This is a genomic window from Paracoccus aerodenitrificans, from assembly GCF_027913215.1.
GTDB lineage: Bacteria > Pseudomonadota > Alphaproteobacteria > Rhodobacterales > Rhodobacteraceae > Paracoccus > Paracoccus aerodenitrificans.
Genome location: NZ_CP115784.1, coordinates 1,512,302 through 1,534,650, shown reverse-complemented (window position 1 = coordinate 1,534,650; position 22,349 = coordinate 1,512,302). Strand labels below are relative to the sequence as shown.

Below are 22,349 nucleotides of genomic sequence, written 5' to 3'. Positions count from 1 at the left end.
GCGCTTTGCCGAAAGTCCATGACAGAGGTCATTCTGCCGCATGTGCAAGGGGAGTCCCGCCATCGCGGAACGCCTGCAAAAGCTCCTGACGGCGGGCGGCTGCTTTTTCGGCAGCCGCATCCTTGATCAGGCCATAGCCCTTCACGGAAAGCGGCAGACGGGCCAACTCGCGCAGGATGCCCTCGGTGGCGGGCGCGACCTGCGGCAGCAATTCGCGCATATCGGCTTCGTACTCGGCCAGCATGGCGCGTTCGGCCTTGCGCTCGGCCAGCCAGCCGAACGGATCGAACGCCGTCCCGCGCAGGCGCTTCATCTTCGCCAGAAGCCGGAAGCCAGGCATGATCCATGCGCCGAATTCCCGCTTCTTCGGACGGCCTTCGCTGTCGCGGCCCGGCAGGACCGGCGGGGCAAGGTGGAAGGACAGTTTCGTCTCCCCGTCAAACTCCCGCGCCACGCCCTCGGCGGTTTTCAGATGCAGCCGGGCGACCTCATATTCATCCTTATAGGCCATCAGCTTGAACAGGCCTTCGGCCACATCCTCGCGCAGATTGTCCGGGGCAAGCGCGACCAGATCGCGGAAACGCTGCGCATAGGCTTCATCCTGATACTCGACCAGCCAGTCGGCGCGGAAGGCGATGGGATCATCCCGCTTCGCCGGTTTGGCAGGCGCGGTAAACGCGGCCACCGCCGCCGGATCGGTCACCGCCCAACGGCCAATGCGAAAGGCACGTTTGTTTTCCTCGACCTTCGCACCATTCAACTCGATTGCCGTCAGGATCGCCTCTTCGCTCAGCGGGATCAGCCCGCGCTGCCAGGCACCGCCAAGCACCAGCATATTGGAATAGATCGAATCCCCCAGAGCCTTCTGCGCCAGATTATTCGCGTCGAAAAACGCCACTTTCTCGCCCAAACGCGCTTCCAGCGACATTTTCAGCCGGTCGGCGGGGATCTGGAAATCGCGGTTCTTGGTGAACTCACCAGTGATGATCTCATGATCGTTGACCACAGCGCCGGTGCGACCATGTGTCATCAGACCGATGGTCTTGGCCCCCGCCGTCACGACCAGATCGCCGCCGATGATGCAGTCGGCCTCTCCGACGGCGACCCGGATCGCGCTGATATCGCCGGGATCATTCGCCAGCCGCAGATGGATATGCACCGCGCCGCCTTTCTGGGCGAGGCCGGCCATCTCCATCATTCCGGCGCCCTTGCCGTCAATATGCGCCGCCTGCGCCAGCACCGCACCAATGGTCACGACCCCGGTGCCGCCAACCCCTGTGATCACAAGATTATGCGTGCCATCAATCGCAGGCAGGGTCGGGGCGGGAAGATCCGGCAGATCCAGCGAGGCCGCCGCCGGTTTTTTCAGCTTACCGCCCCGGACCGAGACGAAGCTGGGGCAGAACCCGTTCACGCAGGAGTAATCCTTGTTGCACGAAGATTGCTCAATCTGCCGTTTGCGGCCCAGTTCCGTGTCCAGCGGCACGACCGAAACGCAATTCGACTGTACCCCGCAATCGCCGCAGCCTTCGCAGACATCCGGGTTGATCCAGATGCGACGGTCAGGATCGGGGAACAGCCCTTTCTTGCGACGGCGGCGTTTTTCAGCCGCGCAGGTCTGGACATAGAGGATCGCCGAAGTGCCGCCGCGCTTCGCCAGCTCACGCTGCACGGCCATCATGTTTTCCCGAGGTTCCGTTCTCAAGCCGTTGAACTGGCTGGGATCGACATCTTCTTTCTCATCATAGACGACGATCACCGGATCGACATTCATCGCCCGCAATTCCCGCGCGATCTGCGGCGCGGTCAGGCCGCCCTCATTCGGCTGGCCGCCGGTCATGGCAACAGCATCGTTGAACAGGATCTTATAGGTGATATTCGTCCCGGTCGCGACCGCGTGACGAATGGCAAGGCTGCCGGAATGATTATAGGTTCCGTCGCCAAGGTTCTGAAATACATGCGGTCTGTTGGAAAACGGAGCTTCCCCGACCCAGTTCGCCCCTTCGCCGCCCATATGGGTGAAACCACTGGTTTCGCGGTCCATCCACTGCACCATATAGTGACAGCCGATCCCCGCATAGGCGCGGCTGCCATCCGGCACGCGCGTCGAGGTGTTATGCGGACAACCCGAACAATACCAAGGTGTTCTGACGGTTATCTCAGGCGCGTTATCGGCGCGGCGCGCGGCGGTCAGTTTCTCCAGACCGGCGCGGATGCCCTCGGTGCCGCGGCCTTCCTCGATCAGGATGCCGCCCAGTTTTTCCGCGATCATCACCGGGTCGAGCGCATAGCGCGTCGGGAAGACCTCTTCCCCGGTGCGGTCGTGATGCCAGCCGATCACGCGTCGACCGTGGCGGTTGTCGAAGATGGCTTCCTTGACCTGCACCTCGATCAGCTTGCGCTTTTCCTCGACCACGATGACCAGATCCAGAGGCTCGGACCATTCCTGGAAGGTCTTCATATCCATCGGGAAGGTCTGGCCGATCTTATAGGTGGTCAGACCCAGCCGGTCGGCTTCGGCCTCATCTATGCCCAGAAGGGACAAAGCGTGGATCAGATCCAGCCAGTTCTTGCCCGCCGCGACAAAGCCGATCTTCGCGCCCGGCTTGCCCCAGATCCTGCGGTCGATCTTGTTCGCCCGCGAAAATGCCTCGGCGGCGAAGCGTTTATAGTCGATCATCCGGGCTTCCTGCAGCACCGGCGTGTCGCCCAGACGGATATTCAACCCGCCCTCGGGCATGTCGAATTTCGGCGTGACGAAGTTCATCCGGAACGGATCGCCATTAACGACCGAGGTCGCCTCAACCGTGTCCTTCATCGTCTTGAGGCCCGTCCACACGCCCGCAAAACGCGACAATGCGAAGCCGTACAGCCCGTAATCCAGAATTTCCTGCACACCGGCAGGCGACAGCACCGGGATATAGGCGTCCACCATCGCCCAATCCGACTGATGCAGCACGGTCGAGCTTTCGCCCGTATGGTCATCGCCCATCGCCATGACCACGCCGCCATGTTGCGACGATCCGGCCATATTGCCGTGGCGCATGACATCGCCGGTGCGGTCCACCCCCGGTCCCTTGCCGTACCACAGCGCGAAAACGCCGTCATATTTGCCCTCATTGCGCAATTCGGCCTGCTGGCTGCCCCAGACGGCGGTGGCGGCAAGGTCCTCATTCAGACCGGGCTGGAACAGCACGTTTTCGGCGGAAAGCAGCTTCTCGGCCTTCATCATCTGAAGATCGACGCCGCCCAGAGGGCTGCCGCGATAGCCGGTGACCAGCCCCGCCGTATTCAGCCCGGCTGCGGTGTCGCGGGCGTGCTGCATCAGCATCAGCCGCACGAGCGCCTGCGTTCCGTTCAGCAAAACCTGCGGTTTCGACAGATCGAAACGATCCGCCAATGAAAACGACTTGTCCTGTGGAACCCCCATCTGGCCCTCCCTGCTCGATCGGTATGGGGGCATTATACGTCAGCAAAGCTGACCCAGAAAGGGAAAACTGTCGTTTGTCATATGTTGCTGAAACAGCCCCGGCAGCGTAAGAGTTGCGCAAATTGCATAGCTATTACGACAGAAAGTCATGACATGGACTGGGATAAGCTTCGGATCTTTCATGCAGTTGCCGACGCTGGAAGCCTGACTCATGCGGGTGATTCGCTGCGGCTATCTCAATCAGCGGTCAGCCGCCAGATCCGCGGGCTGGAAGATCAACTTGGCGTGACCCTGTTTCACCGCCACGCGCGGGGCCTGATTCTGACCGAACAGGGCGAACTTCTTTTCCACGCCACATCCGAAATGGCGCGTAAGCTCGATATGGCCGAGGCGCGGATCCGTGACAGCGAAGAACATGTCATGGGCGAGTTGAAAGTGACGGCGGCGACCGGCTTCGGTACGTTGTGGCTGGTGCCGCGCCTGAACAAGCTTTATGCGCTGTATCCCGATCTGAAGATCAATCTGATCCTAGAAGAGCGTGTGCTTGACCTGCCCATGCGAGAGGCTGATGTCGCCATCCGCATGAAGGAACCTAGCCAGTCCGATCTGATCCGCCGCCGGTTGCTGAATATCCGTATGCGGCTTTACGCGACGCGCAACTATCTGTCGCAGTCTGGCCGTCCGCAAAATGTCCCCGACCTGTCGCGTCACCGGCTGATCGGGCAGGACCCTGCCGTGCCGCAGGTTGCGGCGGGTAAGCTGCTTGTGCAGCAGCTTCTGGAACAGCATCCGCGTTCGCTGCTGATGGTGAATAATTATTTCGGGGTGTTGCAGGCGGTGCTGAACGAAGTCGGCATCGGCGTGCTGCCCGATTATCTCACGGCCGATTTCCCGGAACTGGTGCGGGTCTTCGATGATGTCGAATCCGGCGAAGTGCCGGTATTCCTCGCATTTCCTGAAGAACTGCGCGGCTCCCGCCGGGTCACCGCATTCCGTGATTTCGTGGTGGATGAAATCGCAGCCTATCGCAAATCGCAAAGCGCCGCCGCTGCCGCCGAATAGGCGGTGCGGCACAGCGACACGGCATCCGGCAGCGCTCTGGTTTCTGCCGGGCGGCAGCGTTAAACTGCCCCGGCAAGGGAGTCACATATGATCGCCGAGCTTGGACATTTCGCCCTCATCCTCGCCTTCGCGGTGTCGATGTTTCAGACAATCGTGCCGCTTGTCGGCGCGGCAAAAGGCTGGCCCGCCTGGATGGAGGCCGCACGGCCTGCCGCAATCGCCCAGTTCGGTCTGGTCGCTCTGTCCTTTGCCGCGCTGAGTTTCGCCTTTGTGACCTCGGATTTCTCGGTCGCACTGGTCTATGAGAATTCGCATTCCGCCAAGCCGATGATCTACAAGATTTCGGGCGTGTGGGGGAACCATGAAGGCTCGATGCTGCTCTGGGTGATGATCCTCGCCCTGTTCGGTGCGACCGCCGCCGCATTCGGGGCGCAACTGCCCCCCAGCCTGCGGGCGCGGGTGCTGGCCGTGCAGGCCTCGATAGGTGCGGCTTTCTATGCGTTCATCATATTCACCTCGAACCCGTTTCTGCGGCTGGATGTGCCGCCGTTTGACGGGCGCGACCTGAACCCGCTGCTGCAGGATCCCGGTCTCGCCTTCCATCCGCCATTTCTCTATCTGGGCTATGTCGGGCTGAGCATGACATTCTCTTTTGCCGTTGCAGCACTGCTTGAGGGCCGTGTCGATGCGGCATGGGCGCGATGGGTGCGGCCGTGGACGCTGGCGGCATGGATGTTCCTGACCATCGGCATCGCGCTCGGGTCCTGGTGGGCCTATTATGAACTCGGCTGGGGCGGGTTCTGGTTCTGGGACCCGGTGGAGAATGCCAGCTTCATGCCGTGGCTTCTGGCGGCGGCGCTGCTGCACTCCGCGATTGTCGTCGAAAAGCGCGAGGTGCTGAAAAGCTGGACCATCCTTCTGGCCATCATGGGCTTCGGTTTCTCGATGATCGGAACCTTTATCGTACGCTCGGGCGTGCTGACCTCGGTGCACAGCTTCGCTTCGGACCCGGCGCGCGGTGTCTTCATTCTGGCGATCCTCGCGGTCTTCGTCGGAGGTGCGCTGACCCTTTTCGCCGCACGTTCCGGGTCGATGCAGGCCAAGGGCGTTTTCGCGCCGCTCTCGCGGGAGGGGGCGCTTGTGCTGAATAATATCCTTCTGGCCGTCGCGGCATTCGTGGTGTTTGTCGGCACGATCTGGCCGCTTGTCGCAGAGATGCTGTTCGACCGTAAATTATCGGTCGGCCCGCCCTTCTTCGAAAAAGCCTTCACCCCGTTCATGATCATGCTGGCACTGGTGCTGCCGATCGGGGCGATCATCCCGTGGAAACGCGGCAATCTCCGCCGCGCCCTCAGACCCCTGCGCGGCGCGATAATGCTCAGCTTCGCGGTCATGCTGCTGGCTTTCGCGGTCTCGACCGGTCATTCGGCTTTGGCCGTTATCGGGGCGGGGCTCGGGTCCTGGCTGGTCTTCGGGGCAGGGGCAGAGTTGTGGTTCCGCACCGGCTCCAGCGGCTTTGCCCGGCTGCGCCGTCTGCCGCGGGCGGATTGGGGCAAGGCCATCGCGCATTCGGGGCTGGGGATCACCTTTATCGGCATCAGCCTGCTGATGGCCTGGCAGGTCGAAGACATCCGCACCGCCCGCATCGGTGAGCCGTTCAGTGTCGCAGGATACGAGATCACCCTGCTGGATGTCCGCGAGGTGCAGGGGCCGAACTATATCTCGACCACCGCTGAAATGGAGGTCGCGCGTGACGGAAAGCAGGTCGCCCTGCTTTACCCGGAAAAGCGCGTCTACCCGGTTCAGGCCATGCCAACCACCGAAGCGGCAATCGACAGCGGTTTCCTCCGCGACATCTATCTTGTGATCGGCGATCCGCAGGACGGGGGCGGATGGGCTGTGCGCAGCTATATCAAACCCTTCGCGAACTGGATCTGGCTCGGCTGCATCATGATGGCCATCGGAGGGATGGTCAGCCTGTCCGACCGCCGCTGGCGGGTCGCGGCAGGCGCACACCGTCAGCGCGTGGCCGGGGTGCCTGCGGAATGAAGCGGCTTCTGCTGATCCTGCTGCTGCTTCCGGGACCGGTTTTTGCCGTGCAGCCCGATGAGGTGCTGGACGACGCCCAACTGGAAGCCCGCGCCCGGGACATCTCGCAGGATCTGCGCTGCCCGGTCTGTCAGGGCGAGAATATCGACGAATCCAATGCCGCGATCAGCCGCGATTTGCGGATTTATGTGCGCGAAAGGCTGGTCGAGGGTGACAGCGACGCGGAAGTCGTCGAAGCCGTCACCGACCGTTTCGGCGAATTCGTCCTGTTCGAGCCTCGTGCCACGGGCAGCAATCTGATCCTCTATCTTGCCGGACCCTTGATGGCGCTTCTCGCAGCCCTTCTGGGCTGGCGCTTCGTCGTCAGCCGCAGACCTCCCGCGCAGACGGAAACCGGGCCATCCCTTTCGCCCGAGGAACGCGCCCGGCTTGATGAGATCATGAAGGGCTGACGCAGGATCAGCCGCCTTGTGACGCGACGACGGGCTTTCCGTCCTGTCGCGATCAGGCCATGCTCGGCCTCAAGCAGGAGGATGACATGGCTTACGAAACGATCAGCTTTTCCACGAATAACGGTATCTCCACGCTGATGCTGAACCGGCCTCAGGTGATGAACGCGCTGAACTCGAAAATGCGCGAAGAGATCACTCAGGCGCTGAACAGCGTTGATGAAAAAACGAGATGCGTCGTGATGACCGGTGCGGGTGCCGCATTCTGTTCCGGGCAGGATTTGACGGATGTGGCCGCCGCAGAGGATGTCGAGGGCATTCTTCGGCGCGAATACGAACCCATGTTGCAGGCTGTAATCAACTGCCGGGCACCCGTCATCGCGGCGGTGAACGGTGCCGCTGCGGGGGCAGGGGCCAATCTGGCGCTGACGGCGGATGTGGTGATCGCGGTGGAAAGCGCCTATTTCGCGCAGGCTTTCACGAAGATCGGGCTGATCCCGGATGCGGGCGGCACCTGGATCCTGCCAAGGCTGGTCGGCAATGCCCGTGCAATGGGGATGATGCTGTTCGCCGAGAAGATTCCGGCTGCTCAGGCCGAGGAATGGGGCATGATCTGGCAATCTGTCCCGGAAGCCGGATTTGTCGAAGCAGTACAGGAAAGAGCGCGGCAACTGGCTGGCGGTCCGACCTCGGCCTATCTCTCGGTGCGCCGTGCGATCCGCGAATCCGGCGCGAGCGATTTCGCCAAACAGCTCGACCTTGAGGCCGAACTGCAGGGGCAGGCAGGACGCAGCGCGGATTTCCGGGAAGGTGTGACGGCGTTTCTCGAAAAACGTGCTCCGAAATTCAGCGGGAAATAGGGCAGGGGTCCTTATTCCGTCCGGTCACGCGCCAGCCGCGCCGCCCGGATCGCTGTCGATGAGGCGTTTGTCATCGGCATGTTCACCATCACCCAGGCGGGCGGCGTCGCAGAGCCAAGTCGCTCTGCCTGATTTTCGGGCAGACGATACGGCGCCATGATCCGCGCCGCTTTCGACAGACGCGCCGGCAGCCTTGTGCCGGGGCGGGCAACGACGCCGATTGGGACGCGTTCGGCAATCTCCTGCCAGCGTTCCCATTGGCTGAACTGAACCAGATTATCCGATCCCATCAGCCAGGTGAAACGCGCCTGAGGATAAATAAGCTGCAACGCCGCGATGGTTTCGACGGTCGTCCGGGTTTTCAGCCTTTCCTCCAGCCCGGTGACGATCACGCGGGGATCATCCATAAGCCTGTGCGCAAAGGCGATGCGTTCCTGCATCGGCGCGGGCTGGCGCGATTTCAGAGGGTTGCCCGGCGTAATCAGCCACCAGACCCGATCCAGCCCTAACCGCTTCAGAGCCTCTTCGGTCAGCCTGACATGCCCCTCATGCGCGGGATCGAAGGATCCGCCGAAAAGCCCGATGCGCTGCCCGCGCGTTACTGTAGGAAAACCCTGTTTCATCATGAAGATTTATGACGGGACCGGACGAGGCTCAACAGGATTTGAAGGGCGATGCGTCGGTCAGCCCGCGATATTATAATGGCTGGGGCCGGGGTTTGAACTGTGCGTTCCGGCAATCCTGAAACTATGGCTTTCCTCGGTGCCGACGGCCCTCACAGAGGCACACGGGTTAGACTTCATCGAAAGCCAGACTTTCAGCGACACGCCACAGCACACAATGATGACTACGCTTCTTTTGCGTTCCTCTTTTCTGATTGATCGGACCTACCCCCCTGATAAAGCCGGATACAGCCTTTCCCGGCATTCTTCGCCGCATAAAGTGCCGTATCCGCCTCAGCCAGCATCCGGTTTGCGTCCAACTGTCCGAGTTGGCGCGACATGATGCCGCCAATGCTTGCCGAGATCCGGCACAGATGCTGCTGAAAGCGCACGGGCTGCTGTGTCGCCGCGATGATCCTTTCGCCGATCTGTTCAAGTGTTTCAGCACAGCTTGCGCCGGGCAGGATCACGGTGAACTCGTCTCCACCGACCCGCGCAATGCGGTCTTCATCACGCAGCACATCCTTCAGCCGTTCCGCTGTCCGGTGCAGAACCTCATCTCCGGCGGCATGGCCGAAGCGGTCATTCACCTCCTTGAAGCGGTCGAGATCTATTTGCAGAACCGCAAATTCCTGCCTTTGCCCATCGGGCCGGGACCGCGATTCAATCACCGAGCGCAGCGCCATCTCGAAACCGCGTCGGTTGAGAAGCCCGGTCAGAGGATCGGTAAAGGCCTGCATTTCCGCCGTCCGCCTTGCCTCTTCAAGGCTGAGACTATGGCGCGACAGCTCACCCCGAATGGCCTGGCTGGCCTTGTGCAGATACATGATTTCAATCGCCAGCTCATTGGCAGAGAAATCGGCATCGGTCAGGTTATAGATCCCGATCGCCTCGATCACGCCGATACCGAAGCCCAGATTCAGCAGCAGATCGCCCTGAGCCAATAAAACCGCCTCTCCACGCAGCGAGGGCAGGGAACTGCCCTGAAGTCCCAGAAAAACCCGCGTCCCGCTTGCCGCTGCTTCGGTCAGCATATCCAGCATTTCCGTACCCGGAGAGGAACGCCGCAGTTCAAATGCGGTCTGCACATTCCGCGTCGACCCGATCAGCTTGCGCAGGGTCGTCCCGCAAGAGCGGATCACCCCCGCAGAATCGATCAGCAGATGCATTGGCATCATCGTGGCCAGCCGCTCAACCGGGATCGTGGGGATATCCGTCATGCGGCCCCTGCCGTGCCGTGCATCGAGAACCGGCTGCCCTCGGCGAAACTGTCGTCGATAATCGTCACGGTCAGACCGGAGTCAGCCGTTTCGACAATTGCCAGAACGCCATAATCATCCGCCATACCCCGAAGAAATCCACAAAGAACCGGCAGCCAGCCATCCTGATCAGCGCTGACTGAAAGCCGGTAACTGCCCGGACCCGAGCGCAGAGTCACAATCCGTGGCAATATAAGCCCCGGCAATACCGCGCTTCCCCGATCATGAAGGTCATCCAGCGACAGCACGAAATCCTGAAAGGATGAGCCGCTGAACCGCATGATATGGCGGACACTGTCCAGCCGCGGGATCCAGCCGCCGATATCTTCCAGCAATTCCTCACGTCCCAATTGCAGAGATTTGCAGGCAGACCGGATCATCGCCGGCGCGACATCCTGGCCATATTCGTGAAGGATCTGAGTTCCGCGCCGGTCCAGACCGCAATCGCGGCACAGATCGGCCCAGACCGCGTCGCCATGCCGCGCCCGCAGAAAAAGTTCGATCCCCCGGATAACGAAACCATGCATCATGCCTCCTTTCCGGAGGAGGCCTAGCATGAAGAGCTTAACAGTCCGTCAATCGCGCCGCGCCAGAAGCCGGGCCGCAAAGGCAATATCCGAAGCCGCGATCCCCGTCGCCTCGGCGCAGGCAATCACGCGATCATCGCTTTCGGCGACGAACTCAAGGATGAATTCATGCACGTCATCGCCGTTTACCAGCTGGTTCAACTGTGCCGGATCGATCCCGCTGCGTCCGATCAGGCTGCTGAGCAGTTCCGGGTCCTGCAGAACATAAAGAAGAAGATTGTCTGCAATTTCATGCGCCTGACGTGGTGTGATCATCTGAAATGGATGCCTGAAACTTTCTGTTAATCGGTCTGTGCGAATTTGCCCTCCGAGCAGAAGCGAGGCAAGAAAATCATGCTTGGAGAGATCCTGTTAATAGATGGGGACGTCACGTCGCGATGTTCCATGAAAGCCCGGCTTCGTGCTGCGCATTACGATGTGCGGACCTCGGAAAACGTTGCGGATGCGTTACAGCCGGAGTCGCGTGCCCGTGCCGTGCTGGTCCGAAATCGCGATGCGTCGGTCCTTGGGCAGCAGATCGACTGGCTTCTGCGGCGCGTCAGGGTGCCAGTGATCGCCATTTGTGCACCCAGCCAGCGTCTCGCTGCGCTTACTGCGGGGGCAGGGTTTCTGCTTGACCACAATTGCGACGACATCGTCATGCGGGCGCGGCTGCGCAGTTGGCTGGCGCTTCCGGTCTGCCGTGAGACGGGATTTGCGGAATCCGGTGCAGCGTTCAGTTTCCCCGACAAGATCGCATTGCTGACCGATGACGCTGCGCTTGCGCGTGACTGGCAGTCTCTGCTTGCTTCGGTGGGGCTGACGATCTCGCGGATTTCGTCGCGCGACGGATTTGCCCGGCTGCGTGACCGGATCGCGGTGCTTCTGGTCGATGCGGGCGCGGGGAGTGCCGGGTTGCAGCGACTGGCCGATCTTCGCGCCCGGATGATGGCCGATGCACGGGGAACCTCGCTTGTCATGCTGCAAAGCACGGAATCTGCCGAGGAAGAAGCGCGGGCCTTCGACATGGGCGCTGCCGAGGTTTTGCCCGTCCGGCCCGAATTATGCGGCGATAAGGCAGAGCTTGCTGCGAAAATGCAGTTTCTCCTGCGCCGCAGCCATGAGGCAGAGCGGGCACAGCATGCATCCAGTACGGCATTGCGGCTGGCCCGGACCGATTCGCTGACCGACCTTCTGAACCGCAGGGCGCTTGAGCATGAGATCGCCAGAACGATCCGCTCGGGTGAGGGTTTTGGACTGGTCATGGCCGATATCGATCATTTCAAATCGATCAACGACCGCTACGGGCACGGGGCAGGCGACACTGTCCTGCGTGAGGTTGGCAGCCTGCTGACTCGCTGCAGCCCGGAATCGGCCAGGATCGCGCGGTGGGGCGGAGAGGAGTTCATGCTGCTTCTGCCCCGGATGGATGAAACCGGCTCTGTCTCGCTGGCCGAGAATATCCGGCATCATCTGGCCGCAAGCGCAATGCGGGTGAACGGGCTGGCCGGGCCGGTCGATGTGAGCGTTTCGGTCTCGGTCGGTATCTGCGTCAGCGATGATGGCGTCGGGGCAGGCGGGGCGGATGAGCTGATCAATCGTGCCGACGCGGCGATGCTGGCCGCCAAGCAGGCCGGCCGCAACCGTGTGATCCTGGCGCGACCTGTGCAATATGCCGCAACTTATGGCTGAGTGCCGATCCCTGATCTGTCGGTTGCCGCTTGTCTGCCGTAGCGTCAACTATGTTATCCGCGCCGTGCCGTGAACTGCCGGGCTTTGCCCGGCGTTGTGGCCAGTGCGTGCAGGACGCAGGAAGATCAAACGGATAACGAGGCAGGAAACCGCTATGGAACGACGCAGGATCAACCTCGCTTTGCAGGGCGGCGGTGCACATGGCGCATTTACCTGGGGAGTGCTTGACCGGCTTCTGGAAGAGGAATGGCTGGATATTGCGGCGATCACCGGAACATCCGCCGGGGCGCTGAACGGCGCGGCCCTTCACGCCGGTCTTGCCGCCGCGCAAGGCCGCAACGGTCGCAGGGCAGCGCGTGAAAACCTTCGCCATATCTGGAGCGAGGTTGGCCAGGTCAGCGATTCCCGCGTCGTTCGCTGGCTGCACTCGATGTTCCCGGTGCCCCGCAGCTTCGAAAGACTGACAGAGCTGTTTTCTCCGGTCGCCTGGCTTGACAATATGACCCGGTTGTTCAGCCCTTATGATTACGGTCCGTTTTATTCAAACCCGCTGCGGGCCATCTTGCGGACCATGCCCTATCCGGAATTCGGGGCGCATTGCGAAACGCGGATTTTCGTCAACGCGACCAATGTGCGCACGGGTCAGGCGCGGGTTTTCATGGATCGTGAAGTGACTGTGGATGCGGTGCTTGCCTCGGCCTGCCTGCCCACGATCTATCGCGCAATCAAGATCAACGACCCGGTGACCGGGCAGCTTGAGGAATACTGGGATGGCGGCTATTCGGGGAACCCGTCGCTATGGCCGCTTTACCATCCGGATCTGCCGCGGGATATCGTCGTCGTGAACATCAACCCTATGCGGCGTGAGGATGTTCCGCATTCGCCGGGAGAAATCGCCGACCGCGTTAATGAAATCAGCTTCAACAGCGCCCTTCTGTCCGAGTTGCGGGCGATCAATTTCGTCAAACGATTGCACGACGAAAAGCGGCTTGAGGGCAAGGTCATGAAGAATGTGCTGCTGCACATGATCATGGACGATACGCTGATGAACGATCTCAGCGCACGCAGCAAGATGCTGCCCAATCCCGGTATGCTGGAGCGGATGTTCAATGCCGGGCGCGGCTCGGCGGATCGTTTCATCGAACAGCATGCCGATGATCTGAATCAGCGCGACTCGGTGGATATGTCAGCGCTGTTCCCGCGCCGGGTATCGCTGGGATAGACCAGTCCGCCCGAGATCACCAGCTTGGCGGCGTCCTCGACCGCCATGTCAAGGATATGCACGTCCTGTTCGGGGACGAACAGCAGAAATCCAGAGGTCGGGTTGGGCGTTGTCGGTACGAAGACGGCAAGGAATTTGCCATGCCCGCTGCCGCTGCCTTTCTGCGCGATTTCGCCGCGGGCATCGCCTGCGACAAATCCGATCCCCCACAAGCCGCGGCGGGGATATTCGACCAGACAGGCGCGGTCGAATTTTCCATCTCCCTGGCTGAGAATGGTTTCCGCGATCTGCTTGATCCCGCCATAGACCGCGCCGACAATCGGCATGCGCGAGAACAGAGATTCACCGAAACCGATAATCGCCTTGCCCATCCAGCCCCGCGCCGCCCAACCGATCAGCAGCGTAAAGATCAGGAAGACCACGACACCGAGGCCGCGCAAATTGATGCCAATATAGTTTTCCGGCCGCCATCGCGGCGGGATCAACGGCAGAACCCAACTGTCCATCCATCCGGTCAGCGTCCAGATCAGCCAGACGGTGATGCCGATGGGCGCGATCACGATCAGCCCTGTCAGGAAAGAGGCCCGCATCGCCGCAAGCGGCCCGCTGCGGCGTGGAATCAGGCGGGCGGATTTAAGCGGCGAGGGCTGGTCGTTCATATCCCGTGTTCCTTCGCCTGAATGCTAGATTCGCCCGCTTCCGCGTCAAGCCCCGCCGTGCAGCCTTGAGGCCTCGATGGCGATCTTCGCGCCAAGTCGTGCATTATTCATGACCAGCTCGATATTCGCATCGAGAGAGCGCCGCTCAGTCAGCTCGAAGATGCGCTGCAACAGATAGGGCGTCACAGCCTTGGCTGCGATCCGGTGCCGTGCGGCATCGGCAAGCGCCTGATCGACGATGGGCGCGATAATGTCACGGGGGATCTCGGCCTCTGCCGGGATCGGGTTGGCGACCAACTGCCCGCCCGGCAGGTTCAGATTGCGACGGATCAGCGCAGCGCGCGCGATCAGGGCAGGATCGTCCATGCGCAGCGGAGCCCTCAGCCCCGATTCGCGGGACCAGAAGGCCGGAAGCTGATCCTGACCATAGGCGATCACGGGAACGCCAAGCGTTTCCAGCACTTCAAGCGTTTTCGAGAGATCGAGAATGGCCTTCGCCCCCGCACAGACGACCGTGACCGGGGTTTGCGACAATTCCTGCAAATCGGCCGAGATATCGAAGCTGGTCTCCGCGCCGCGATGCACCCCGCCAATGCCGCCCGTCGCGAAGACAGCGATACCGGCGCGGTCGGCGCAGATCATTGTCGCGGCAACGGTCGTGGCTCCGGTCCGGCCCGTGGCGACGCAGACCGCAAGATCGGCGCGGGACAGTTTCATCACCTGCGCCTGAGGCGTCTGCGCCAGCCCTTCCATCATGGCATCGTCCAGCCCGATCTTGATCCGCCCGCCGACCACGGCGATGGTGGCGGGCAGCGCCCCCTCGGACCGGATCTGCGCTTCGACCCGCCGCGCCATTTCAAGATTTTGCGGATAGGGCATGCCATGCGTGATAATCGTCGATTCAAGCGCGACGACAGGGGCGCCCTTATCAAGCGCGTCGCGGATCTCGGCGGTGATGTCGAATGACTCAATCAAACCGGTCATGGCATGTCCTTTCCCGAAACATGTGCAGCGGCAGCCGAACTGGCGCGGATCAGCGAGATATGGCGATCATTTCCCGCGCGTTCAGCCGCAAGATGCGCGGCAAGAAAACTGTCGCCCGCCCCGGTCACCCGCGCAATCGTAACCGGGGGCGGGGTCACGGTCATGATCCCATCCGTGGCAAGACCGTCCGCAACCGGCAAAGCGCCATCCGTTACGATAACCCGGTTCATCCCCAGATCCAGCATGGCCCGCGCCGCATCCGCCGAGCCTTTCAGCCCGCGCCCGGCCAGCACCTCGGCCTCATAGCGGTTAAGATAGAAGCACCCGTTCGGTGCGCCGATCAGCGGTGCCAGCCGGTCCGCCTTGCCGGGGCTGGCCGGGACGATGCGCAGATCGGCCTGCGCAAGCCCCGGCTCGGCTGTAATCCGGTGAAGCTGATCCACTGTCAGATTGCCGTCGATCACCGCGACACCCCTCCACGGATCATTCGCCGAGGCAAGCCGCCCGTCCCGGATCGGTACAAGCACCCTGTCCCCGGCCTCTTCCAGCGAATGCGCGTCCGCAATCGCGGCGATCAGCCCGTTTGCGTCCTCGATAGCCATATAGACATCGGTCGGCCCGCCATCGCGGCACAGGAAATCGGTGATGACGCCACCTCGCTTGACGGATTCGATCAGCGCCTCACCCTCGCTGTCGCGACCGACTGCCGAAAGGATCGCCGGCGACATGCCCCATCTGGCCACGGCAAGCGCCACATTCAGCGCGACGCCGCCGGGAATATGGGCAATCCGGCCCGGCATGTCATGACCATGCGCCATGACGCGCGAACTGCGGCCGATCACATCCCACAGCATAGCGCCGATGCAGAGCACGTTGGCAGGATTTTTTCTGTGGCGATCCGTCATGAGCGAATATCTGTACCCGACAAGGATTTTATGGGTATCCGGAATTTCTGGTTGATAAAATGCCAAAGATGTAAAGAAGAAAATCTTTCTCAGCGGATTATCTGATTGATCCTCTTCAGCCTACTCTACTGCCAATTTTCTGTTTCCACCTTCGCCTGAGTCTTCATAGCGATGCTGACTAGGGAGGACAGCGAGAGCTGGGCAAGCGTCAAAGCGGTTCTGGTTCATGCGCAATCCGGACACCTGCACAACATTCCTCTTGTAAGAAACCGATCAAATTCTCTAGGTGCCCATACTCGGGTATACAGACAATCGTGCGGCTATGTTTCTCCTGCCGGATCAGCCCTACCTTGGCCATGCGCGCAAGGTGATGTGATAGCGTCGAAGCAGGAATACCCAGCCCCTTCTGGATATCTCCGACCGAAGCCCCATCAGGGCCAGCTTTGACCAGAAAGCGGAACACGGACAGTCGGTGACTATTCCCTAGCTCAGCTAAGCTGGCTGCAACCTTTTCGTGATCCATAGCACGCCCCAATAATTCGATGTTTCTAGAATTATAGTTGACAGGTCGGATAAACGCAAGTAGGCTGCGTACATCATTTCGACAATACTAGAAATATAGGAGTAATATTGAATGTCATCTCAACTCCAAGACGCTCTAGGCATGTTCGCCTTTCTCGCTATCGAGCTATCGGTTGTATTCATTGGCATTAGCTTGCTGGTCGGAGTTCTTCAACGTCACATCCCACCATCCAAGGTGGAAGCGTTACTGACTTCCAGTGGGAAGCGAGGCTATTTTCTTGCTGCTGGTTTAGGAGCTATAACGCCCTTCTGTAGTTGCTCGACTATCCCCATGTTGAAAGGGTTGATTCGGGCACGGGCCGGTTTTGGGCCGATGATGGTGTTTCTTTTCTCATCTCCGTTGCTGAATCCTATCGTCGTCGGCCTGCTGGTTGCCACGTTTGGATGGACACTTACTGCTATCTATGTGCTCGCCGCTTTGGTGGTCGCGGTAGGTGCCGGATGGCTGCTTCACACGCTTGGCTTCGAGCGTTATGTGCGCCGGACGGCGACACAAGAGAGCAGTGGATGTAGTTCATCAGCAAAGCCCGTGCAGTGCTACATCGACCGCATCGAGTTGCGGCACCAACAGCTGCGACACCACTCCGAAGACGGCTTCTTGCGGGGCTGATAGGAAGACAACAGTCTCTACGTCTAGCGAATGCTGTGACAGTCAACCCACTGTCACGGTTAAGAAAGAAGGGAAGTACAGTGGTGTGTGGCGGGAAGCTTGGTCGGACTTTATCGATGTGTTGCCTTACCTGCTCATCGGTATTGCGATTGGCAGCGTGATCTATGGTTTCATGCCCACTGACTTATTGGAGCAGTATGCAGGCCCAGATAATCCCTTTGCCATTCCAGTTGCCGCTGTCATCGGCGTGCCGTTGTATATTCGCGCTGAAGCCGTCATACCTCTGGCAGCGGCTCTGATGGCCCAAGGCGTGGGTGCCGGGACGGTGCTAGCGTTGATCATCGGCAGTGCCGGAGCCAGCCTGACTGAGCTCATTCTGTTGCGCTCTTTGTTCACGCTGAAGCTTTTAGCGGCGTTTTTAGCAGTCATTTTTGCTATGGCGATGATTGCCGGTTACGCCACCTACCTGTTTTTCTGATCAAGGCGGGAGATGATTAATTCGTTAAGCCTTCCTGGGTACCAGTTGGTGGATTCTGATGAGCAGAATGAAGACATACATTTTCGGCTTGAAGCACCTACACCAGTAGCCTGCGAGGGGTGCGGCGTGCAGGGTGAGTTCGTGCGGTTCGGCAAGCGTGACGTTCCCTATCGTGATCTGCCCATCCACGGCAAGCGGGTCACTCTCTGGGTGGTCCGCCGCCGATACACCTGCCGGGCCTGCAAGACAACATTCAGGCCCCAGCTACCGGAGATGGTGGACGGATTCCGTATGACACTGCGGCTGCATGAGTACGTGGAGAAGGAATCCTTCAACCACCCCTACACCTTTGTGGCGGCACAGACCGGCCTGGACGAGAAGACGGTGCGCGACATCTTCAACGCCCGCGCCGAGTTCCTGGGGCGCTGGCACCGCTTCGAGACGCCCCGCATCCTGGGCATTGACGAGCTATACCTGAACAAGCGCTACCGCTGCATTCTGACCAACATTGAGGAGCGAACCCTGCTCGACCTGCTGGCCACCCGCCGCCAGGACGTGGTGACCAACTACCTGATGAAGCTGAAAGACCGGCAGAAGGTCGAGATCGTCAGCATGGACATGTGGAACCCCTACCGGGCAGCGGTCAAGGCTGTGCTGCCCCAGGCCCGTATCGTGGTCGATAAGTTCCATGTGGTGCGCATGGCCAACGATGCCCTAGAGAGAGTGCGCAAGGGCCTCAGAAAGGAGCTGAAACCGTCCCAGAGCCGGACTCTCAAGGGAGACCGGAAAATCCTGCTGAAACGCGCTCACGAAGTCTCAGACCGGGAGCGCCTCATCATGGAGACCTGGACAGGCGCGTTCCCGCAACTGCTGGCCGCCTACGAGCACAAGGAGCGCTTCTACGGCATCTGGGACGCCACCACACGGCTCCAGGCAGAAGCCGCCCTGGACGAGTGGATAGCCACCATCCCGAAGGGCCAAAAGGAAGTCTGGAGCGATCTGGTCAGGGCAGTGGGAAACTGGCGCGAAGAGACCATGACCTACTTCGAGACGGACATGCCCGTCACCAACGCTTACACGGAGTCCATCAACCGACTGGCCAAGGACAAGAACCGTGAAGGGCGCGGTTACTCCTTCGAGGTGATGCGGGCACGAATGCTCTACACCACGAAGCACAAGAAGAAGGCACCGACTGCGAAGGTCTCTCCTTTCTACAAGAAAACCATCGGTTACGGACTGCCGGACTTCGCAGAGGAACTCAACTACGGAGTCGATCTATCAACCATCTGATAATGGTATCAGGTTGGTGGGGTAAAGGTGCCCCATCAACCATTAAATCCGTATACCCGATTTTATAAAATTCTAGCGTTAATCGGCACTTGCGGAAATCCGTTCTTGCGACGGACCCGGATCGGCGGGGATCAGACGCGTCGTGCCGGTCGCCGCCGCCCGCGCGAGCTGAGGGTCCAGCGACATGGTGATATACTCACCGCGCCGCCACCTGACTGCAAGATCGTCGTAATGGCGCGAGAACGGATGCCCCGACTGACCCGAGGCGATGATGAAGACGGAACTGTCCGGGTCGGCCAGATCGTAAACGCCACGATAGGCCGAGGCCAGAACGGGGCGGAAGGGCTGCTTGCCGGTGCCGACAAGCGGAGCGCGTGCAAGCGTGGTGTCGCCGCCGGATAAGGACTGGCGTAGGCTGGCGATCCAGCCAAGCCGGGGGACCGGGCTCAGCGCCGGGTGGATCTGAACGGCTTCATGCGCATCTCCCCATCGCCAGCTTGTCACATCTGGGCCGTAGCGCTCGGTCAGTTCAAGGATCGCGGCATCCAGTGCCTGCCGGGACAGGGTCGAGCAGGTTTCCACGGATGCTGACTGGCGAATATCGCACCAGCCTGCCGCGCCGCCACGGTTGCGGTAGACGCGTTCGATGAAGCCGGGCTGCAACTGCGTGATCCTGTCGGCAAGCGGCCCCAGATCGTCGCGGATCAGCCGGTCCTGAAGCGCCGCAAGCCAGGCCGCATAGATCAGCGGCTCGGGCAGATGCTCGCTCATTGCGCCATCCCATTGGGCCAGAAGCTCCAACGCATCCTGACGCTGCCGCTCGGGCGTGCCGGGTGCGGCGGGCTCTCCGGTGAACCACAGATCCGCGCCGATCAGCGGCAACAGCGAGCGGGCAGCAGGGCTGACGATATCAAGCTGCGTGTCGATGAAACTGTCGCGGCTGTAAACCTCACGCTGAGACAGCAGCCTGCTCAGCCGTCCCTCGCGCAGAATTTCGTCACCGTCGAAGCCAAGCGGCATCGCGCCTTGCGGCAAGGGCAGAGCGCCGGTTGCGAAGCTCAGCCCGTTCGCGGTTCCGTCGGGGGCCTCGGCAGGGGCAAGGCCCTGCCAGCGATTGGCCGGGATCCAGCCGGGGGTGGGCATCCGGCCAAGGGTCGCGTGTTGGGGGTCGCGCTGCGGCAGCAGACCGGCCAGAGGTTGCGCGATTCCGTCATGATCGGCCAGCGTTATGCGCATGGCTGGCGCGACCCAACCCTGCGCGGCCTCGATTGCCGCGCGGCGGTCGGTCGCGCTCATGATACCGATCAGGGCGCTGAGTGTGGTATCGTTGCTGGCCTGTCCGGTCCACGAGACCGAAGCGGCGAAGCCCGCCGGAGTCACCGAGGCCAGCCCGAACGCCGCACCGGGAAGCAGCGGGCCGTTCTCGGTTTCGCGCAACGTGATCGCCCGATCGGGCGCATCGCGGATCTGGATGATCTCTTTTCGGACGGTGAAATCCTGCCAGCCATTCGGGCCGCGATAGCGGTTGACGTCTCCGGGCTGGATTTCCTCGATATGGATGTCAGTATCGTCGGCCTGAGCCGGGACCAGACCCCATGCAAGCTGAGCCGAGCGGCCCGAAAACACCGCCGGAATGCCCGGAATAGTCGCGCCGATCACATCGCCCGAGCGCAGGTCGAGACGCGCCAGATACCACAGGGATGGCAGGGTCAGCGCCGCTTGCGGATCATTGGCCATCAGCGGCTCACCGGCGGTCGTGCGCTCGGCATCCGCGGCAAGGCTGCTGCCGGACAGCCCCGAGAAAGGCACCAGATATCCGGCCAGATTCAGCGGCCATTCGGGAATATAGGCCGGAGCCGAGCCGGGAATCCGCCCGCCGGGGAACAGGCTGGCATAGCCCGGCATCGCAGGCTCTCCCAGTCCGGCGACAAGGTCCTGACCCCGCTCGGGCGCGACAAGGGAAAGCTGCGCGCGCAGGATCTCGGCGGGAAGCTGACGGCTGGTGGCGGCGGCATAAAGCTTCAGGATCGCCAGCGAATCCGCAGGCTGCCAGAAGGCGATGTCATCGGGCACAAGGAAGAATTCGGGCGCACCACGGCCAAGCGCCTCGCGGTTGACGATGGCGATCCATTCATTGACCCCATCCGCATAGGCCCGCAGCGCCTCTTGTGTACGCTCATCCTGAGCGGCGACCGCTTCACGCGCCATCCGCGCAAAGCCAAGCCGCCGGGCCAGATCATCGGCAGCGAATGTGCGCTCGCCATATATCTCGGACAGGCGGCCCTGCGCGGCGCGGCGCAGCACGGTCATCTGAAACAGCCGGTCCTGCGCATGGGCAAGGCCAAGCGCGAAAAACGTATCGCGGTCGCTTTCGGAAAAGATATGCGGCACGTTTTCGGTGCTGCGCACGATTTCCACCTCGGCACCGATGCCCGGAACGACATAATCCGCGTTATAGTCGGGTAGGGACCGCATGGCGAAATACCAGACCAGCAAGGTGGCCAGAACCAGCAGCACGATCAGCGCGATCGTCAGGCGCAGGGTCCAGCGGAACAGGGTCAGCATCGTGCGGAGGGCCTTTCGCAGCTCACCCCCTCGGCTTGACCGGGGGGCGGGGGGTGGTGTCTTGTGGAGCGGTAGTAGGCCAAGCGCATTTGGCTTTCAACGCGCGAATATGAGCTGACGAAAAGGGAAGAGCAGATGGCGAAGCTTGCATTTCTGGGACTGGGCGTCATGGGCTATCCGATGGCGGGCCATCTGGCGAAGGCCGGGCATGAGGTGACGGTCTATAACCGCACGGCGAAGAAGGCCGGGGACTGGGCCTCGGAATATGACGGCAATTCAGCACCCACCCCGCGAGAGGCAGCCATTGGGGCGCAGCTTGTCATGGCCTGTGTCGGCAATGACGACGATCTGCGCAGCATCTGTCTGGGCGAGGACGGCGCCTTTGCCGGGATGGATGAAGGCGCCGTTTTCGTCGATCACACCACCGTTTCGGCGCGGGTCACGCGGGAACTGGCGGATGCGGCGGCGAAATCCGGAATCGGCTATGTCGATGCGCCGGTCTCTGGCGGGCAGGCGGGTGCTCAGAACGGTCAGCTTTCGGTGATGTGCGGGGGCAGCCAGCAGGATTTCGACCGCGCCGAGAAAATCATCACCGCCTATGCCAAGATCTGCCGCCTGATGGGGCCGGTCGGCGCGGGGCAGACCACGAAAATGTGCAACCAGATCGCCATTGCCGGGCTTGTTCAGGCCCTGTCGGAATCGCTGCGCTTCGCCGAGGCCTCGGATCTGGATATCGATAAAGTCGTCGAGGTGATCAGTCAGGGCGCGGCAGGAAGCTGGCAGATGCAGAACCGCTACAAGACGATGAAGGCCGATGAGTTCGATCACGGATTCGCCGTGGACTGGATGCGCAAGGATCTGGGGATCTGTCTGGATACCGCCGATGATATCGGGGTCAGCCTGCCCGTGACGGCTCTGGTCGATCAGTTCTACAAAGAGGTGCAGCAGATGGGCGGAGGAAGATGGGACACCTCGTCCCTGATCGCCCGGCTGCGCCGTTAGGGCGTTATATCTGCGGGCATCTT

Annotated in this window: 20 protein-coding genes; 10 read left to right on the top strand and 10 right to left on the bottom strand. The window is 61.2% G+C overall.

Features of this window, described 5'->3' with window-relative positions:
- Positions 1-28 precede the first annotated feature (28 nt).
- Positions 29-3,430, bottom strand: coding sequence for an indolepyruvate ferredoxin oxidoreductase family protein (locus tag PAE61_RS08980; RefSeq protein WP_271114970.1), 3,402 nt, complete (start codon positions 3,428-3,430; stop codon positions 29-31).
- A gap of 153 nt (positions 3,431-3,583) precedes the next feature.
- On the opposite strand from PAE61_RS08980, the gene PAE61_RS08975 reads away from it, so the two are divergent.
- The 4 genes from PAE61_RS08975 to PAE61_RS08960 all read left to right on the top strand — a co-directional run bounded on the left by PAE61_RS08975 (position 3,584) and on the right by PAE61_RS08960 (position 7,850).
- Positions 3,584-4,492 carry a LysR family transcriptional regulator gene (locus PAE61_RS08975; protein ID WP_271114969.1) on the top strand — a complete coding sequence of 303 codons (909 nt, stop codon included), beginning with the start codon at positions 3,584-3,586 and terminating at the stop codon, positions 4,490-4,492.
- An 87-nt stretch (positions 4,493-4,579) separates the two neighbouring features.
- Positions 4,580-6,541, top strand: coding sequence for a heme lyase CcmF/NrfE family subunit (locus PAE61_RS08970; protein ID WP_271114968.1), 1,962 nt, complete (start codon positions 4,580-4,582; stop codon positions 6,539-6,541).
- The gene (locus PAE61_RS08965; protein ID WP_271114967.1) at positions 6,538-6,993 is read left to right on the top strand and encodes a cytochrome c-type biogenesis protein; all 456 of its coding nucleotides are present in this window, start codon (positions 6,538-6,540) and stop codon (positions 6,991-6,993) included. The genes PAE61_RS08970 and PAE61_RS08965 overlap by 4 nt, the downstream gene beginning before the upstream one ends.
- A gap of 86 nt (positions 6,994-7,079) precedes the next feature.
- Positions 7,080-7,850, top strand: coding sequence for an enoyl-CoA hydratase-related protein (locus PAE61_RS08960; RefSeq protein WP_271114966.1), 771 nt, complete (start codon positions 7,080-7,082; stop codon positions 7,848-7,850).
- Positions 7,851-7,861: 11 nt separating this feature from the next.
- Here PAE61_RS08960 and PAE61_RS08955 read toward each other — a convergent pair whose 3' ends face one another.
- The 4 genes from PAE61_RS08955 to PAE61_RS08940 all read right to left on the bottom strand — a co-directional run bounded on the left by PAE61_RS08955 (position 7,862) and on the right by PAE61_RS08940 (position 10,613).
- The gene (locus PAE61_RS08955) at positions 7,862-8,473 is read right to left on the bottom strand and encodes a nicotinate-nucleotide adenylyltransferase (RefSeq protein WP_271114965.1); all 612 of its coding nucleotides are present in this window, start codon (positions 8,471-8,473) and stop codon (positions 7,862-7,864) included.
- A 224-nt stretch (positions 8,474-8,697) separates the two neighbouring features.
- Positions 8,698-9,732 (bottom strand): GGDEF domain-containing protein, encoded by a 1,035-nt coding sequence (locus PAE61_RS08950; RefSeq protein WP_271114964.1) that lies wholly within the window; start codon positions 9,730-9,732, stop codon positions 8,698-8,700.
- Positions 9,729-10,301 carry a heme NO-binding domain-containing protein gene (locus tag PAE61_RS08945; protein ID WP_271114963.1) on the bottom strand — a complete coding sequence of 191 codons (573 nt, stop codon included), beginning with the start codon at positions 10,299-10,301 and terminating at the stop codon, positions 9,729-9,731. Before PAE61_RS08945 ends, PAE61_RS08950 begins: the two co-directional genes overlap by 4 nt.
- A gap of 45 nt (positions 10,302-10,346) precedes the next feature.
- A complete protein-coding gene (locus PAE61_RS08940; RefSeq protein WP_271114962.1) occupies positions 10,347-10,613 on the bottom strand; it encodes a DUF3572 family protein in 267 nt (88 codons plus the stop codon).
- Positions 10,614-10,742: 129 nt separating this feature from the next.
- Between PAE61_RS08940 and PAE61_RS08935 the strand changes: the two genes are divergently transcribed.
- Both PAE61_RS08935 and PAE61_RS08930 read left to right on the top strand, forming a co-directional pair.
- Positions 10,743-12,029 (top strand): GGDEF domain-containing protein, encoded by a 1,287-nt coding sequence (locus tag PAE61_RS08935; RefSeq protein WP_271114961.1) that lies wholly within the window; start codon positions 10,743-10,745, stop codon positions 12,027-12,029.
- A 154-nt stretch (positions 12,030-12,183) separates the two neighbouring features.
- Positions 12,184-13,251, top strand: a complete 1,068-nt coding sequence (locus PAE61_RS08930; RefSeq protein ID WP_271114960.1) for a patatin-like phospholipase family protein — start codon at positions 12,184-12,186, stop codon at positions 13,249-13,251.
- Here PAE61_RS08930 and PAE61_RS08925 read toward each other — a convergent pair.
- The 4 genes from PAE61_RS08925 to PAE61_RS08910 form a co-directional block, all read right to left on the bottom strand.
- Complete coding sequence (locus PAE61_RS08925; RefSeq protein WP_271114959.1) at positions 13,194-13,910, bottom strand: DUF502 domain-containing protein; 717 nt, start codon at positions 13,908-13,910, stop codon at positions 13,194-13,196. The genes PAE61_RS08930 and PAE61_RS08925 overlap by 58 nt on opposite strands.
- A gap of 45 nt (positions 13,911-13,955) precedes the next feature.
- On the bottom strand, positions 13,956-14,894 hold the full coding sequence (locus PAE61_RS08920) for a pseudouridine-5'-phosphate glycosidase (RefSeq protein WP_271114958.1): 939 nt from the start codon (positions 14,892-14,894) through the stop codon (positions 13,956-13,958).
- Complete coding sequence (locus PAE61_RS08915; RefSeq protein ID WP_271114957.1) at positions 14,891-15,799, bottom strand: PfkB family carbohydrate kinase; 909 nt, start codon at positions 15,797-15,799, stop codon at positions 14,891-14,893. The genes PAE61_RS08920 and PAE61_RS08915 overlap by 4 nt, the downstream gene beginning before the upstream one ends.
- 208 nt (positions 15,800-16,007) lie before the next feature.
- Positions 16,008-16,322, bottom strand: coding sequence for an ArsR/SmtB family transcription factor (locus tag PAE61_RS08910; RefSeq protein ID WP_271114568.1), 315 nt, complete (start codon positions 16,320-16,322; stop codon positions 16,008-16,010).
- Positions 16,323-16,433: 111 nt separating this feature from the next.
- On the opposite strand from PAE61_RS08910, the gene PAE61_RS08905 reads away from it, so the two are divergent.
- The 3 genes from PAE61_RS08905 to PAE61_RS08895 all read left to right on the top strand — a co-directional run bounded on the left by PAE61_RS08905 (position 16,434) and on the right by PAE61_RS08895 (position 18,759).
- Entirely contained in the window at positions 16,434-16,991 is a 558-nt protein-coding gene (locus PAE61_RS08905) for a permease (protein ID WP_271114956.1), read from the top strand.
- Between the two features lie 85 nt (positions 16,992-17,076).
- On the top strand, positions 17,077-17,469 hold the full coding sequence (locus PAE61_RS08900; RefSeq protein WP_271114955.1) for a permease: 393 nt from the start codon (positions 17,077-17,079) through the stop codon (positions 17,467-17,469).
- Positions 17,470-17,481: 12 nt separating this feature from the next.
- Positions 17,482-18,759 carry an ISL3 family transposase gene (locus PAE61_RS08895; protein ID WP_000610830.1) on the top strand — a complete coding sequence of 426 codons (1,278 nt, stop codon included), beginning with the start codon at positions 17,482-17,484 and terminating at the stop codon, positions 18,757-18,759.
- 78 nt (positions 18,760-18,837) lie between these two features.
- Here the strand turns inward: PAE61_RS08895 and PAE61_RS08890 are convergent, their stop codons facing one another.
- The gene (locus PAE61_RS08890) at positions 18,838-21,324 is read right to left on the bottom strand and encodes a penicillin acylase family protein (RefSeq protein ID WP_271114954.1); all 2,487 of its coding nucleotides are present in this window, start codon (positions 21,322-21,324) and stop codon (positions 18,838-18,840) included.
- A 135-nt stretch (positions 21,325-21,459) separates the two neighbouring features.
- Here PAE61_RS08890 and PAE61_RS08885 point away from each other — a divergent pair, with 135 nt between their 5' ends.
- Positions 21,460-22,326 (top strand): NAD(P)-dependent oxidoreductase, encoded by an 867-nt coding sequence (locus tag PAE61_RS08885; RefSeq protein ID WP_271114953.1) that lies wholly within the window; start codon positions 21,460-21,462, stop codon positions 22,324-22,326.
- Positions 22,327-22,349: the final 23 nt, after the last annotated feature.